At 66.7% G+C, this 14,031-nt stretch carries 16 protein-coding genes; 3 read left to right on the forward strand and 13 right to left on the reverse strand.

The window, feature by feature from the left end; all coding sequences use genetic code 11:
* Positions 1–91: 91 nt before the first annotated feature.
* From F5544_RS42300 to F5544_RS42310, 3 genes are all read right to left on the reverse strand, one after another.
* A complete protein-coding gene (locus tag F5544_RS42300; protein WP_167478323.1) occupies positions 92–292 on the reverse strand; it encodes a hypothetical protein in 201 nt (66 codons plus the stop codon).
* 95 nt (positions 293–387) lie between these two features.
* Positions 388–711: an ArsR/SmtB family transcription factor gene (locus F5544_RS42305; RefSeq protein WP_167478324.1), complete on the reverse strand. Its 324-nt coding sequence runs from the start codon at positions 709–711 to the stop codon at positions 388–390.
* Positions 712–760: 49 nt separating this feature from the next.
* Positions 761–1,222 carry a MarR family winged helix-turn-helix transcriptional regulator gene (locus F5544_RS42310; RefSeq protein WP_238846946.1) on the reverse strand — a complete coding sequence of 154 codons (462 nt, stop codon included), beginning with the start codon at positions 1,220–1,222 and terminating at the stop codon, positions 761–763.
* Between the two features lie 122 nt (positions 1,223–1,344).
* Here F5544_RS42310 and F5544_RS42315 point away from each other — a divergent pair, with 122 nt between their 5' ends.
* The gene (locus F5544_RS42315; protein WP_167478325.1) at positions 1,345–2,340 is read left to right on the forward strand and encodes an SMP-30/gluconolactonase/LRE family protein; all 996 of its coding nucleotides are present in this window, start codon (positions 1,345–1,347) and stop codon (positions 2,338–2,340) included.
* A 32-nt stretch (positions 2,341–2,372) separates the two neighbouring features.
* Here the strand turns inward: F5544_RS42315 and F5544_RS42320 are convergent, their stop codons facing one another.
* From F5544_RS42320 to F5544_RS42340, 5 genes are all read right to left on the reverse strand, one after another.
* Positions 2,373–2,756 (reverse strand): hypothetical protein, encoded by a 384-nt coding sequence (locus tag F5544_RS42320; RefSeq protein ID WP_167478326.1) that lies wholly within the window; start codon positions 2,754–2,756, stop codon positions 2,373–2,375.
* A 58-nt stretch (positions 2,757–2,814) separates the two neighbouring features.
* Positions 2,815–3,105, reverse strand: a complete 291-nt coding sequence (locus tag F5544_RS42325) for a hypothetical protein (protein ID WP_167478327.1) — start codon at positions 3,103–3,105, stop codon at positions 2,815–2,817.
* Between the two features lie 2 nt (positions 3,106–3,107).
* Complete coding sequence (locus F5544_RS42330) at positions 3,108–3,701, reverse strand: hypothetical protein (protein WP_203217466.1); 594 nt, start codon at positions 3,699–3,701, stop codon at positions 3,108–3,110.
* A gap of 173 nt (positions 3,702–3,874) precedes the next feature.
* The gene (gene groL, locus F5544_RS42335) at positions 3,875–5,500 is read right to left on the reverse strand and encodes a chaperonin GroEL (protein WP_167478328.1); all 1,626 of its coding nucleotides are present in this window, start codon (positions 5,498–5,500) and stop codon (positions 3,875–3,877) included.
* Between the two features lie 217 nt (positions 5,501–5,717).
* Positions 5,718–5,963, reverse strand: coding sequence for a hypothetical protein (locus tag F5544_RS42340; protein WP_225726165.1), 246 nt, complete (start codon positions 5,961–5,963; stop codon positions 5,718–5,720).
* Between the two features lie 233 nt (positions 5,964–6,196).
* On the opposite strand from F5544_RS42340, the gene F5544_RS42345 reads away from it, so the two are divergent.
* Positions 6,197–8,269, forward strand: coding sequence for an NAD(+) synthase (locus F5544_RS42345; protein ID WP_238846947.1), 2,073 nt, complete (start codon positions 6,197–6,199; stop codon positions 8,267–8,269).
* 178 nt (positions 8,270–8,447) lie between these two features.
* Positions 8,448–9,122, forward strand: a complete 675-nt coding sequence (locus F5544_RS42350) for a suppressor of fused domain protein (RefSeq protein ID WP_203217467.1) — start codon at positions 8,448–8,450, stop codon at positions 9,120–9,122.
* Positions 9,123–9,132: 10 nt separating this feature from the next.
* Here the strand turns inward: F5544_RS42350 and F5544_RS42355 are convergent, their stop codons facing one another.
* The 5 genes from F5544_RS42355 to F5544_RS42375 all read right to left on the reverse strand — a co-directional run bounded on the left by F5544_RS42355 (position 9,133) and on the right by F5544_RS42375 (position 13,979).
* Positions 9,133–9,852 carry a Clp protease N-terminal domain-containing protein gene (locus tag F5544_RS42355; protein ID WP_167478331.1) on the reverse strand — a complete coding sequence of 240 codons (720 nt, stop codon included), beginning with the start codon at positions 9,850–9,852 and terminating at the stop codon, positions 9,133–9,135.
* 101 nt (positions 9,853–9,953) lie between these two features.
* On the reverse strand, positions 9,954–11,042 hold the full coding sequence (locus F5544_RS42360) for an NAD(P)/FAD-dependent oxidoreductase (protein WP_167478332.1): 1,089 nt from the start codon (positions 11,040–11,042) through the stop codon (positions 9,954–9,956).
* An 81-nt stretch (positions 11,043–11,123) separates the two neighbouring features.
* Positions 11,124–12,233 carry an RNA polymerase sigma-70 factor gene (locus F5544_RS42365; protein ID WP_238846948.1) on the reverse strand — a complete coding sequence of 370 codons (1,110 nt, stop codon included), beginning with the start codon at positions 12,231–12,233 and terminating at the stop codon, positions 11,124–11,126.
* Positions 12,234–12,351: 118 nt separating this feature from the next.
* Positions 12,352–13,269: a CDP-alcohol phosphatidyltransferase family protein gene (locus F5544_RS42370; protein ID WP_167478333.1), complete on the reverse strand. Its 918-nt coding sequence runs from the start codon at positions 13,267–13,269 to the stop codon at positions 12,352–12,354.
* A complete protein-coding gene (locus F5544_RS42375) occupies positions 13,266–13,979 on the reverse strand; it encodes a phosphatidylserine decarboxylase (protein ID WP_167478334.1) in 714 nt (237 codons plus the stop codon). The genes F5544_RS42370 and F5544_RS42375 overlap by 4 nt, the downstream gene beginning before the upstream one ends.
* Between the last annotated feature and the right edge of the window lie 52 nt (positions 13,980–14,031).

Genomic DNA, 14,031 nt, shown 5'->3' on the forward strand with positions numbered 1-14,031 from the left:
GCCACGGCGGGCCGCTTCGCTTGATATTGCCCAATTCTGCCGGGTTCGAACCATCCATCGGGTCCACCAGTTCTCGGGGCAACCGGAACGATCAGGAGTCCCAGAACCTCAGCCTGCGTGCGATCTGGTCGTACCCGGCGATGTCGATGGCAAGGGCCGCAAAGCCGATCACCACCAGGATCACGAAAGCCAGTGCCGCCCAACTGATATCGAATGAAGCCACCACGGCCGCCGGTGCGGCGAGCCCGAATGCCACCCGCCAGACCCATTTCGGTTTGTCCTCGATCGCCAACACCGCAGGCCTCCTTCGCCACAGCGCCGCTTCAGCCTTCACTCCATCGTCGCAGTGAAACCGGCCGGACGGCAACGCGAAGCGATGTCAGGCCCTCATCGAATCGCCGCGGGATGCTCGGTCGAGATGGCGGTGAGCAGACCCGGGAAGCGGTGATCCAGATCGTCGCCGCGCACCTGCACCAGGCGGTTGCGACCGGAGGCGAAGGTGCTGATCACCCCGGCGTCCCGGAGCACCTTCCAGTGGTGCGAGAGGGTGGCGGCGGTGATCTCGACGTCGAATCTGTCCGGACCGCACCGCATCGGCTCGCGCCGGCCGAGCAGCGCGCGCACCAACTCCAATCGCACCGGATCGGCCAGCGCACCGAGCACCCGCACCAGATCGAGATCCGCACTGTCGGGCTGGGGCAGCAGGCGCACTTTCTCGCTCCGATCGATTAGACGACAGTCGCGATGGTACCGATTCGTTCTAAGTGGCAGCGTTTTTCGTTTCCGGCCTGATCGAATCCAGTAGGTCCGCGCAACGAATCAGCAAGTCTTCCAACGCCACCCGCTCGGCATCGGTGAATTCGGCGGCGAGCGCGCGCTCCACCCGGATCGCGCGCGCGTCGGCATCCGCCATCACCGCCCGGCCCGCCTCGGTCAGCCTGGTCTCCAACACATTCCGATGCCAGGCGTGCGGCGTGCGTTCGATCAGACCTCGGTCCTGCAGGTTGGCCAGGATCGTATTCATCGTCGGCGGAGTGACCCCGCACAGCCGGGCCAGCGCCGCGGCCGAGATACCCGGGTTCTCGGTGAGGTAGAGCAGGGCCGCGTACTGCGGAACCGTCACGCCCGCCGGTTTCAGCGCGCTCGTCTTCGCGGTTTGCAGCGACCGCTCGGCGCGCTTGATGAAGCTGCCGATGCGCTCCGCGGCGGGCATCGAGGTCATGCCCGCATGGTATCCGCCCATCCCATGATTAGAGTCTTGACTGTCATTAGAACTCTAATCTATGTTCGTATGCGTTCAACGATGCGCCTGCATTCGAGTTAACCGAGAACAAGAGGAAAACCATGTCCCACCTGCTGCGTCGCGGCCTGGCGAGCATCGCGATCGTCATCTGTGGCCTGACCGATCAGGCGATCGCCACCGCGGCCAACGATCCATCCATCGCGGTCGCGTACGCATTGCCCGGCGACCGCGCGTACCCGGAGAGCATCGCCGTCGACCCGCGCAACGGGGATACCTACGTCAGCTCGTACACCACCGGCGCGGTGTTCCGCGCGGCCTCGGGCGCGGCCACGGCCGAGACCTTCCTCGCGCCGGGCGCCGACGGCCGCAATACCGCGAACGGCGTCAAGGTGGATCCCGCGGGCCGCCTGTGGGTTATCGATTCGACCGCAGGAGTTTCGGTGTACGACACCGTGACTCACGCTCGGCTCGCCCGATTCACCGTCGCCGCAACGAATCCCTTCTTCGTCAACGACCTGGCCTTCACCGCCGACGGCACCGCCTACCTCACCGACAGCAAACGACCGGTCGTATATCGAGTCACCCCAGGGCAATTCGCCGAGGCCACGGCCAATGGCGGTTGCGGCGAACTGATTCCGGCCATGGACCTCGGCGCCGTCGTTCCGCCGCACGGACCGGATGCCTTCACCCTCAACGGTATTGCCGTCGACCCGACCGGCCGCTACCTGCTGACCGTCGATATGACCGGCGGCGGGCTCTTCCGTGCGTCGCTGAACCCCGGCGACCCGAATCCGGTACGCAAGGTCACGCTGAACGGCGGTGATATGAAGGCGGCCGACGGGATCGAACTGCGCGGCGAAACCCTCTGGGTCGCACACAACTCGACCAACTCCATCTCCCGCTGGCGACTGTCCGACGACGGCGCGACGGCCACCCAGGAGCAGCGGTTCACCGACCAATCCCTGCGCGTCCCAACCGGACTGGTGCACGTCGGCGACCGGCTGCTGGTCACCGCGTCACAGTTCGACAAGGGCGGACCGATGGGCCAGGGCACACCGACATTGCCGTTCGCCGTGCTGGACGTCTCCGGCATTTGATCCGAAAGCCGGTGCACCGCACCGGCTTTCGTTCAGTAATCGCAAAGCTTGATCCAGTTGCGGTTGTCGTATGTGTTGTCGGCGACGAACAACCCCGCCCCGCTCACATACGGCACCGCGAGATCGAGATTCCCCTTGCGATAGACCGCCCACTTGTAGTTCCGCCCGTAGACGAGCCCCGCATCCTCCATACCCGAGAGAAACCCGTTGAAGTTGAAATTGTGGTTCTCGTTCCCGAAGGTACCGTCGGACTGCAGGTACGCGTACTGGTAGGTGTACGCGTAGTAATACCCCCAATCCGAAAGCGTCCCAGAGCAACTCCCGGAATTCGAGCTGGAGAACGAATCGGCCCGCGCCACCCCGACCCCCACCCCGAACACCAATACCCCCACCAGCCCCACCAAAATCCGTCGCATATCTCCCCCGTAGACTCCCGCCCTGTCAGTACCCCCCAAACCTAGTAGCCCGCCCCGATCAGCGACCAGCTATTTCCTTAAAACCCCAGCACTCGAACCCTTTCCGAGTAACCGGCCGCACGACCTCGACGGATTCATCCGTCTCGAACGGTCCGCGCAGCCTCCGCAACAGCTCGGGCTCCGCATAGATTTCGGCGGTCGCCCGCCACTCGATCACCGCTCGATCGAGCCGCGCCGATCCAGTCACCGAATCATCCCGAGCACAAGCCAGCAATTCGGCGGCACACTGTGCGCGTGCTTCTTCGGGAAGCCAACCAAACCAAGGGAATTCGTTGTCGGATCGCTCCACGCTCAACGATCACCTGCTGAGTGAGCGGGAGCGCAATCCTCGCCTGCCGCGGTTCGCAGGAAATCGACCAGATCGTCGATCCGGTAGCCGAGCAAGGGGGCGCGCTCGATCGCCATGAGCAGGAGCTGCCCCAAAATCTTTGCGCCCCAACCATCGAGGCCGCCGGAACACCACTCTTCGACTTTCTCCACGCCGAGGTCGGACATCATGAGTCCGTGTTCGGCGCGGATCTCGGCACACAGCTCGGCGACCGCTTCGAGCAAGGTCGGGGCCTGGCGCTCGCATTCGAGTGCGAAGTAGCCGCCCGCATCCTCGACCTGGCACCCGCTCGGCGGCACCGCCTTGATCCCGTCGAAACGCGGATCATCGAATTTGATGTCCCACAAGCCGATTGGGCAATACGTCAGACCGAACCGATGCCATCCCGGCGGCAGCGGCGGCGGGGGCCGATAGGCGGTGAATCCGAATGCCTCCCGCGCCAACGCGGTGGCCTCGTCTCGGGATTCATGTCTGATCGTCACGGTGGTGTCACCGTCATCCCCGGTGACCACCCATTCCCCGCTCTCCGGATCCTGCTCGTAACGGTACGAAACCATGCGAACCCCTCCCTAGCTCGATCAAGTAGCACTCGACGGGTGCAGGGTACTGTGCTCGTCACGGTCGCATCGACGAATTTCCAGGGGTTTTCGGGGTCGCCGGAGAAAGGCCGAAGGCCGGTCCCACCTGGAGTGGAACCGGCCTTCGGTTTCGAAAGGGGTTGGGGGTGGACTCAGAAGTCCATGCCGCCCATGCCACCGGTCGGGTCGCCGGCGGGAGCGGCGGCCTTTTCCGGCTTGTCGGCCACGACGGCCTCGGTGGTCAGGAACAGCGCGGCGATCGAGGCCGCGTTCTGCAGGGCAGAACGGGTCACCTTCACCGGGTCGGCCACACCGGCGGCCAACAGGTCCTCGTACACACCGGTGGCGGCGTTCAGGCCATGGCCGGCGGGCAGGTTGGCCACCTTCTCGGCCACCACGCCCGGCTCCAGACCCGCGTTGAACGCGATCTGCTTCAGCGGCGCCGACAGCGCCACCTTCACAATGTTCGCGCCGGTCGCCTCGTCACCGGACAGGCTCAGCTTGTCCAGCGCCGGCACCGCCTGCAGCAGCGCAACGCCACCACCGGCGACGATGCCCTCCTCCACGGCCGCCTTCGCGTTACGCACCGCATCCTCGATCCGGTGCTTACGCTCCTTCAGCTCGACCTCGGTCGCCGCACCGGCCTTGATCACCGCGACGCCACCGGCCAGCTTGGCCAGCCGCTCCTGCAGCTTCTCCCGGTCGTAATCCGAATCCGACGCCTCGATCTCGGCACGAATCTGCGCGACCCGGCCCTTGATGGCCTCAGCGTCGCCCGCGCCCTCGACGATGGTGGTCTCGTCCTTGGTGACGACCACCTTGCGCGCCTGGCCGAGCAGCTCGACACCGGCGGTCTCCAGCGAAAGGCCGAGCTCCTCGGTGATGACCTCGCCACCGGTCAGGATGCCGATGTCGGCGAGCTGCGCCTTGCGGCGGTCGCCGAAGCCGGGCGCCTTGACCGCGACGGACTTGAAGGTGCCGCGGATCTTGTTGACGACCAGGGTCGACAGGGCCTCGCCCTCGACGTCCTCGGCGATGATCAGCAGCGGCTTACCGGCCTGGATGACCTTCTCGAGCAGCGGCAGCAGGTCCTTGACGGTGGAGACCTTCGAGCCGACGAGCAGGATGTACGGATCCTCGAGGACCGCTTCCTGACGCTCCGGATCGGTGACGAAGTAGCCGGAGATGTAGCCCTTGTCGAAGCGCATGCCCTCGGTCAGCTCCAGCTGGAGGCCGAAGGTGTTGCTCTCCTCGACGGTGATGACACCTTCCTTGCCGACCTTGTCCATGGCCTCGGCGATCAGCTCACCGATGGAGGTGTCACCGGCGGAGATACCGGCGGTTGCGGCGATCTGCTCCTTGGTCTCGACCTCCTTGGCCGAATCCAGCAGCGTCGAGGTGATCGCCTCGACGGCCTTCTCGATACCACGCTTCAGACCCAGCGGGTTCGCACCGGCCGCGACGTTGCGCAGGCCTTCGCGCACCAGCGCCTGGGCGAGCACGGTCGCGGTGGTGGTGCCGTCGCCCGCGACATCGTCGGTCTTCTTGGCGACTTCCTTGACCAGCTCGGCGCCGATCTTCTCGTACGGATCCTCCAGCTCGATCTCCTTGGCGATGGACACACCATCGTTGGTGATCGTGGGAGCACCCCACTTCTTCTCCAGGACAACGTTGCGACCCTTCGGGCCCAGCGTCACCTTCACCGCGTCGGCGAGGCTGTTCAGACCCCGCTCGAGACCGCGACGGGCCTCTTCGTCGTACGCAATTGTCTTGGCCATTGCGTTGGAATCCTCCACATGTATATGGGGCTGACACACAGGACGACCGCAGGTTGGATCGTCCCAGTTACGCTGGCCAGGTTCGGTGCCCGCGACGGACGACCGAGGGTGTCGATGGAACCCGGTCTCACCGTCCCGACCTGGCACTCACAGGTCAGGAGTGCCAAAGCCATTTTTAGCACTCGGGGGTATCGAGTGCAAGGTCCGGCTCGGCGGATCAGTGCGTGCGGGCGTCGTCGACCCGCAGGACCAGCGCGACGAAGGCATCGGCCCTGCGCTCCTCCGGCGACCGCGGTTCGCCGGATTCGACCGTGACCAGCTCGGCGTCGTGCAACAGCAGCTCCGCCTCGACCCGCATGATCGCCCTGATGAACGGCGGCGCCACCTCTGGTGGCAGGTCGCCGTTGATGATGTACTCGCCGTCCGGACCCGATTCGGTGGAGACGTAAGACAGTGCCCGCATAAGATCTGCGCGCCGCTCCCCTGCAATTAGGTCGGAGTCCCTGTCATCCGCCATAGCCACATCTTAGCTATTGGCAAACGGCCGGGTGATGACGATCCGTGCAACCGTCCAGGAACAGCGCGGGTCGGCGACTCGATGGCGGCCGAGGTCAGGCGTAGATTTCCGGGCGAACCACGATCATGCTCGACACGCGCCGCGGCGCGAGCGTCGGTCGACTACCGAAAGGGGTCCCCGTGCCCGCTCTCCCCTTCGATTCGCTCTACCGGCACGGCTTCGCGCGGGTGGCGGTGGCGGTGCCGCGAGTCCGCGTCGCGGATCCGGCGTTCAACGCCGAGGCGACCTTGGAACTGGCCCGGCGGGCGGCCGACGATCACGCGGTGCTCACCGTCTTCCCCGAGCTCGGCCTGTCCAGCTATACCGCCGACGACCTGTTCCACCAGGACGCGCTCGACGACGCGACGGCCGCCGCGCTGAGCGCGATCGTGGCGGCCAGCGTCGATATCGATACGGTGCTCGCGGTCGGCGCGCCGGTGCGCGCGCAGGGACGCCTGTTCAACTGCGCGATCGCGATCTATCACGGCACGGTGCTGGGCGCGGTGCCCAAGAGCTATCTGCCGAATTACCGGGAGTTCTACGAGAAGCGCCAATTCGCCGCCGCCCGTGAGGTTTTGACCGACCATGTGACGATCGCGGGGCAGCGGGCGCCGTTCGGCTCGGATCTGCTGTTCACCGCGACGAACCTGGACGGGTTCACCATGCATATGGAGGTCTGCGAGGACGGCTGGGTTCCGCTGCCGCCCAGCGGTTTCGCCGCGCTGGCCGGCGCCACCGTGCTGGTGAACCTGTCGGCGAGCAATATCGTCATCGGCAAAGCCGACTACCGGCGCGCGCTATGCACCGCGCATTCGGCCCGCTACCTCGCGGCATACCTGTATTCCGCTGCGGGACATGGGGAATCGACCACCGATATGGCTTGGGACGGGCAGGCGCTGGTGTGCGAGAACGGCGATCTGCTCGCCGAGGGCGAACGCTTCGCCGATCATCCACAGCTGGTCACCGCCGATATCGACCTGCAGCGCCTGGCCGCCGACCGGATACGCACCACCAGCTTCGCCGATAACGTGCACGACCACCGCGAACGACTGAACCGGTTGCGGCGCATCGAATTCGAACTACCGGTGCCATCCGCCGCCGTCCCGCTGCGGCGGGAAATACCGCGCTTCCCCTACGTTCCCGCCGATCCGGCCGCCCGCAACGAGCGCTGCGCGGAGGTGCATCACATCCAGGTGGAGGGGCTGAGCACCCGCTTGCGCGCCACCGGATCCCAACATCTGGTGATCGGCGTATCCGGCGGCCTGGATTCGACGCAGGCACTGATCGTCGCGGCCAAGACGATGGACCGGCTCGGGCTGCCGCGCACCAATGTGCTCGCCTACACCATGCCCGGGTTCGCGACCAGCACCCGAACCCATACCGACGCACACCGTTTGATGTCGGCGCTCGGTGTCAGCGCGGCCGAGATCGATATCCGGCCGTCGGCCACGCAGATGTTGCGCGACCTGAATCACCCTGCCGCGGACGGTGTTCCGCAATACGACATCACCTACGAGAATGTGCAGGCGGGTGAGCGGACCTCGCATCTGTTCCGGCTCGCGAACCAGCACCGCGGGCTGGTGGTGGGCACCGGCGATCTGAGCGAACTCGCGCTCGGCTGGTGCACTTTCGGCGTCGGCGATCATATGGCGCACTACAGCGTGAACGCCTCGGTGCCGAAAACCCTGATCAAATACCTGATCGCGTGGGCGGTGGACACCGAGCAGTTCGGCGCGGAGGCCGGTGAGGTGCTGTCTTCCATTCTGCGAACCGAGATTTCGCCGGAGCTGATCCCGGCAGGCGCCGACGGGACGGACGCGGCGCCCGGCCAGAGTTCGGAGGCCACTGTCGGCCCGTACGAACTGCAGGATTTCCACCTCTACTACCTGCTGCGCTTCGGTTATCGGCCGAGCCGGATCGCCTACCTGGCCAGGCACGCGTGGTCGGATCCCGACCGCGGCCGCTGGCCGGACCTGGTCGAGCAGCACAACGCATACGACCTTGCGGCGATCAAGTACTGGCTCGCCGAATTCCTGCGCCGATTCGTGCAGACCAGCCAGTTCAAGCGGTCGACGCTGCCGAACGCGCCGAAGGTCGGATCCGGCGGATCGCTGTCCCCGCGCGGCGATTGGCGCGCTCCGAGCGACGCATCGGCCGCGGCCTGGTTGGACGAACTCGCCCGCAACGTGCCCGGCTCCCCCGCCTCCCCGTGACTTCAGGCCAGACTCGACTGCCGCGAGACCGGCGTTGGCGGCCGACGGTAAGTAGCTGGATGAGTCAGCCCGTACCCGGCGAGTTACCCATGTACTAACGAAATCAGCTGTGACGGTGACCATGGAGCTGATGCGTCTCGGTTGGGCCGGTATTCGCGGGACTGTCTATCGTTGCGTAGTGAGTGAAGCACCGGGCTGGAGCGCCATCGACGCCGCGCTGCGAAACCTGTACGGAGAGACCGTTCCCGCGCACTGGACGCCGCAACAGCCCTGGTCCCTCGGCGGGCCCGACCCGCTGGACGGCATCAGCGCCTACCCGCGCACCGATCCGGTATCGCACTGGCACTACGTCACATACGGGATGTCGGAGCTGTACGAGAAGGAGTGGGACAATCCGGCCGTATCCGGTTGGGGATTCGAATTCACCCTGCGCCTGGCCCGGCCGACGTCCGACGCCGACCCGCCGCTATGGGCGGCGGGTTTCCTACAAACCTTGGCGCGCTATGTAATTCAGTCCGGGAAATGGTTCGAACCCGGTAACACCATCAAAGCGAACGGACCGCTCGATCCGGAGCGGCCCGAGTCGGCCATCCAGGCCTTCACCTTCGTCGTCGACCCCGAGCTCGGCTCGATCGACACCCCGCACGGCGCTGTGCGTTTCCTGCAGGTGGTCGGGCTGACCATGCCGGAATACCGAGCCGCGTTGGGCGGCAAGGCTCTCGGCCTCCTGCGCGATTTCGAATCGCGAATTCCGTTGTACGTCACCGATCTCGATCGAGCCACCTTCGTCAACGACCCGAAACCCCAAGCCCGCTGGCCGCGTTGGGGTGGCGGGCTGCGCGGTCGTCCGTGACCGAATCCGGTTATTGCTTGGGCTTCATGAAGGCCGCGAGCATTTCGCCCAAGTCCTTCTCCACCTTGGCCTTGGTGACACCGAGATCGGTGACCAAGCCGGAGCCGTTCTCGAATTCGAGGATGGCGAGCAGGATGTGTTCGGTGCCGATGTAGTTGTGTACCAGGCGAATCGCCTCGCGGAAGGTCAGATCCAGCACTTTTCTGGCGTCGGCGTTGAACGGTATGAGGGCGGGAACCTCATCGGCCCTGGGCGGCAGCGCCGCGATCGCCGCGTCACGCACCGCCTCCATGGTCGCTCCGGCGGCCACGAGTTCCTTGGCGGCGAGACCGTCCGGCTCACTCAGCAGACCGAGCACCAGATGCGGAATCCCGATCTCGGCGTTGCCCGCACCGTGCGCGGCCTGCTGCGATGCCACTATCGCCCGGCGCGCCCGGTCGGTGTACCGCGAGAACCCGCTGCTCAGGTCGATGGCCGTCGCATCGCCAGGTTCCTTGGGCACGAACCGCTTCTGCGCGGCCTGCTTGCTGACGCCCATGCTGGCGCCGATATCGGTCCATGAGGCGCCGGAGCGGCGAGCCTGGTCGACGAAGTGGCCGATCAGATGATCGGCCACTTCACCGAGGTGATCGGCGACGACCACGGCGTCGGAGAGTTGGTCGAGCGCGTTGTCGGGACGGGCTTTCTTGATGCCGTCGATCAGTTCGTCGAGGCGGATATGCGATGTCATGCGTCAACTCTAAGTTGACGACCCGAGGTCGTCAACCAAAGGTTGACGCGTACTGCGCCCCGTTCACGGACGGCGAACGGCATAGACACCACACAAACGAATCAGGGACGAGCGGTCGCGAACGCACCCCGGACGATCACCTCCTTGACCCGAGCCGCGATGCGCCCGGTGAGCACCGTGCGACCCGGTGCGTCGTCGGCATGCAGCGCCTGGATCACCCCATCCCGCCGACCGAGGCTGATGCACTGAATCAGGTAGCGGAACTTCAACTTTCGCGGCTCCCGCCCATCCAGGCCCGCGATGACGGCATCGGCCGCGTGCTTACCGGTCGGCAGCGCGGTGGCGCAGGCCATCCGCAATTCCCGGCCGCCCGGCCCGGCGATCACCGCGCTGTCCCCGGCGGCGTAGATATCGGGATGGGAGACCGAACGCAATGTCTCGTCGGTCAGCACCCGGCCGGTTCCGTCGACGGCGATACCCGCCCGCGCCGCCAGATCCGGCACCCCGAAACCCGCGGTCCACACCGTCACCGCGGCCGGGACGACGGTCCCGTCGGCCAGCCGGACACCGTCCGCGAGCACCTCGACAACCTTTGCACCGGACCGAATTTCGACACCCAGACGGGTCAGCGTGCGCTGGATGTGCGCCGCCGCCTTGGTCGAGAGCCAGGCGCCCGGCGCCTCCGAACCGAGCAGGATCACCCGCGAATCCGGTTGCGCCTCGGCGAGTTCGGCGGCCAACTCGATCCCGGTCGATCCCGCGCCGACCACCGCGCTCGGTCCGCGCGAAAGCCGCAGCCGTGCAACGTCTTCCGGAGTGGCCAGCGCGAAGGCGTGCTCGGCGGCACCCGGAACGCCGGACAGATCCGCCGTGCTACCGAGCGCGTAGACCAGTGCGTCGTAAGCGAGCACGTCGCCGTTGTCCAGCAGTACCCGGCGGCCCACAGTGTCCAGCTCGGCGGCCCGCGCATGGACGAACCGAATCTTCTTCGGCTCCAACAATTCCCGCAGACCCCACTGGGAGATCCGCTGCCCGGCGGCCGACTGGTGCAGCCGGACCCGCTCGACGAATTCCGCACGGGCATCGACGACGGTGACCTGTGCGTCCCGCGCCTTGCCCGCCAGCCTGCCAGCCGCGGCCAGCCCGGCGTACCCGGCGCCGAGAACGATGATGCGATGCTGTCCGGTCATGATGTGGCTCCTTCCGATTAGCCGACACCGACCAGACCGGACAGCTCCCCCAATACTGACAGCCTTGATCTATGAGCCCCGTCACGCCCAGACGCGCGCCAGGTAGGTGAGCTTCTCCGGATTCACCACCAACCGCAGCTCCCCCACCTGATCACCGTCCAACTGGACCGCGACCACCATCATCGGTACGCCGTTGACCAGCACGACAACCGAGGGCGCGCCGTTGATCTCGAGCACCTCGAGCACCATGCCCGGCACTTCCCAGCGGAACAGCCCGGCCAGGTAGCGCGCGACACTGTTGGCCCCGACCACCGGCCGCCGCGCGGCATTGATCACTCCGCCGCCATCCGCGATGGATACCGCGTCGGCCGTGAGCATCCGCTCCAGCGCCGCGATATCGCCGGTGCGCGCCGCCTTCAGGAATCGTTCGATCAGCTCGCGGGCGTACTCGTCGGGAATCTCGAAGCGGGTTCGATCTTCCTGGACCCGCTGCGTGGCCCGGCGGTAGATCTGCTGCGAATTGGCCTCGGTGACGGTGAGCATGTCGGCGATCTCGCGGTGCGCGTAGCCGAACGCCTCGCGCAGCACGAACACCGCCCGCTCCACCGGGCTCAGCCGCTCCAGCGTGGTGAGCAGCGCGAGCGAAACCTGTTCGCGTTCCTCGACGGACTCCAGCGGACCCAGCTCGCCCCGCGCGGTCGGCACCGGCTCGGGCAGCCACGGCCCGGTATATGTCTCGCGCCGGGCCCGCGCCGAGACCAGCCAGTTGCGGCAGATGTTGACCACAACGGTGGTCAGCCACGCCTCGGCGGAACGGATTTGGCGACGATCGGCGGCGTCCCAGCGCAGATACGCCTCCTGGACGGCGTCCTCGGCCTCCATCGCCGAACCGAGCATGCGGTAGGCCAGCGCGAACAGCCGGGGCCGATGCGCCTGGAATTCGCGCAGCCCATCCGCTTCCACGTGTACCTTCTTCCGATCCCGCCGTCCCGGTAAGACCGTACCGCTCGGCATGATCGCCGCGCGCGGGTGTCTCAGCGGTTCACCGTTGAATCGGCCGACATCGAAGAAGCGTTGCTCGCGCAGGCCGAAGACGACGCCGCGCACTAGATCCGGCAGCGTCGGTCGCCGGCAGACCCACGCCTCGAAACCCCCCAGCCGCAGGCCCCCCAGCGCTGCAAGAGCATTCATACCGAACAGCCTGGTATGCGGCGCTTTGAGAATCCTTAACAAATGCCAGTGACGCCGACCTCACCGGCACAAAGTTCCAGGCGACCGAATTGCCGCACCTTGCAACGAGATCCGGCGGTCAGTACCGGATCTCGTCGGGCCTGCGCTGTTTGTTGCCCGGACGGCGCAGCCGCAGCCGCGCACTGGAACCCCGGATGGTCGGACGCCGGATCACCGGACGCCGCGGATCGGCCCTGCGCTGTGCCCGGCGCTGGGCGCGCCGCTCGGCGGGCTTGTGCTGCCAGGTCTCCGGACGCGCCGCCACCCAGCGCTGGGAGTGCCAGGCGAAGGGAATATGCCCGAGATACAGCAGCACGAGCACCAGCAGCAGCACGATCGGATAGGTGACCAGCGCCGCGGCCGCCAGCGCGACCAGCACCAGCAGCCCGGCCGCGGCCTGCGGCGCCACCGACACCGACTTCATGGCCAGCGTCGGAATCGTGCTGACCGCGAGCGCCGCCGCGAACACCGTCCACGCCGCGGTCACGTAGAACCCGGCCCACCAGCCGTCGCCGAATTCGACGAACATCGCGATCGGCACCATGGCGATCAGCGCCGCCGCGGGCGCGGGCACGCCGACGAAGTACTCCCGCGACCAATCCGGCCGGGTGTCGTCGTCCATCAGCGTGTTGAACCGGGCCAGGCGCAGCACCAGGCTCACCGCGAACACCAGCGCGACGATCCAGCCCGCGCTGTCCTTGTTCAGCAGCCCGACATACAGAACCAGTGCGGGCGCGACGCCGAAAGAGATGGCGTCGGAAAGGGAATCGAGTTCCGCGCCCATCTTGGTGGTCGCGTCGAGCATGCGGGCCAGGCGACCGTCCAGGGTGTCGAGCACGGCGGCCGCGCCGATCATCGCCAGCGCGAGTTCGAATTTGCCGTCGAGGCCGAACTTCACCGCGGACAGTCCGGCGCACAGCGCCAGGATGGTGACGATGCTCGGCAGCAGCCGGATGCTGCGCCGCCGCCGATTCGATGCGGGCACGGCCTCCATCATGACAAGTCGGCCAGCACGGTTTCGGCCCCGATGGTGCGCTGGCCGGGCTGGACCAGCAGTTCGGTGCCCGCGGGGAAGTAGGTGTCGACCCGGGAGCCGAAGCGGATGAGGCCGTAGGTATCACCGATGGTGAGTTTGTCGCCCGGCCGCGCATCGCAGACGATGCGCCGCGCCAGCAGGCCCGCGATCTGCACGACGACCACCTGCTGCCCGGATTCGGTCTCCAGCACCATGCTGTTGCGCTCGTTCACCGAACTCGCCTCGGGCAGATCGGCGGAACGGAACTGGCCGGCCTGATGCAGCACCTGACGCACGATTCCGGACACCGGGACGCGCTGGACGTGCACGTCGAGCACGGACAGGAAGATGCTCACCCGGGGCAGCGGTTGATCGCCGAGTCCCAATTCGGCGGGGGGCGTTGCGGTATCGACCAGCGCGACCTCACCGTCGGCAGGCGCGACGACGACGCCGGCCCGGTTCGGCGGCACCCGGTGCGGATGCCGGAAGAAGCAGGCGCATGCGGCCGCGGCGAGCAGACCCGTGCGGCGCAGCCACTTACGCCTGCCGCCGAGCACGGCGACCGCGAGCGGTGCGGCGACGAACGGCAGCCCGGCCGGATGCAGCGGGGGGATCGCGTTGCGCACCAAATCGACGACGTGGCCGACTCCGGTGCGTTCCGGCGTGCCGGGCGGGGTGGGGCGGCGTGCCACAGGCTCCTCTTTCCTCATGGTTAGAACTGGCGCAAGCGTTCACCCTACGCCG

This window comes from Nocardia arthritidis (assembly GCF_011801145.1).
GTDB classification, from domain to species: domain Bacteria; phylum Actinomycetota; class Actinomycetes; order Mycobacteriales; family Mycobacteriaceae; genus Nocardia; species Nocardia arthritidis_A.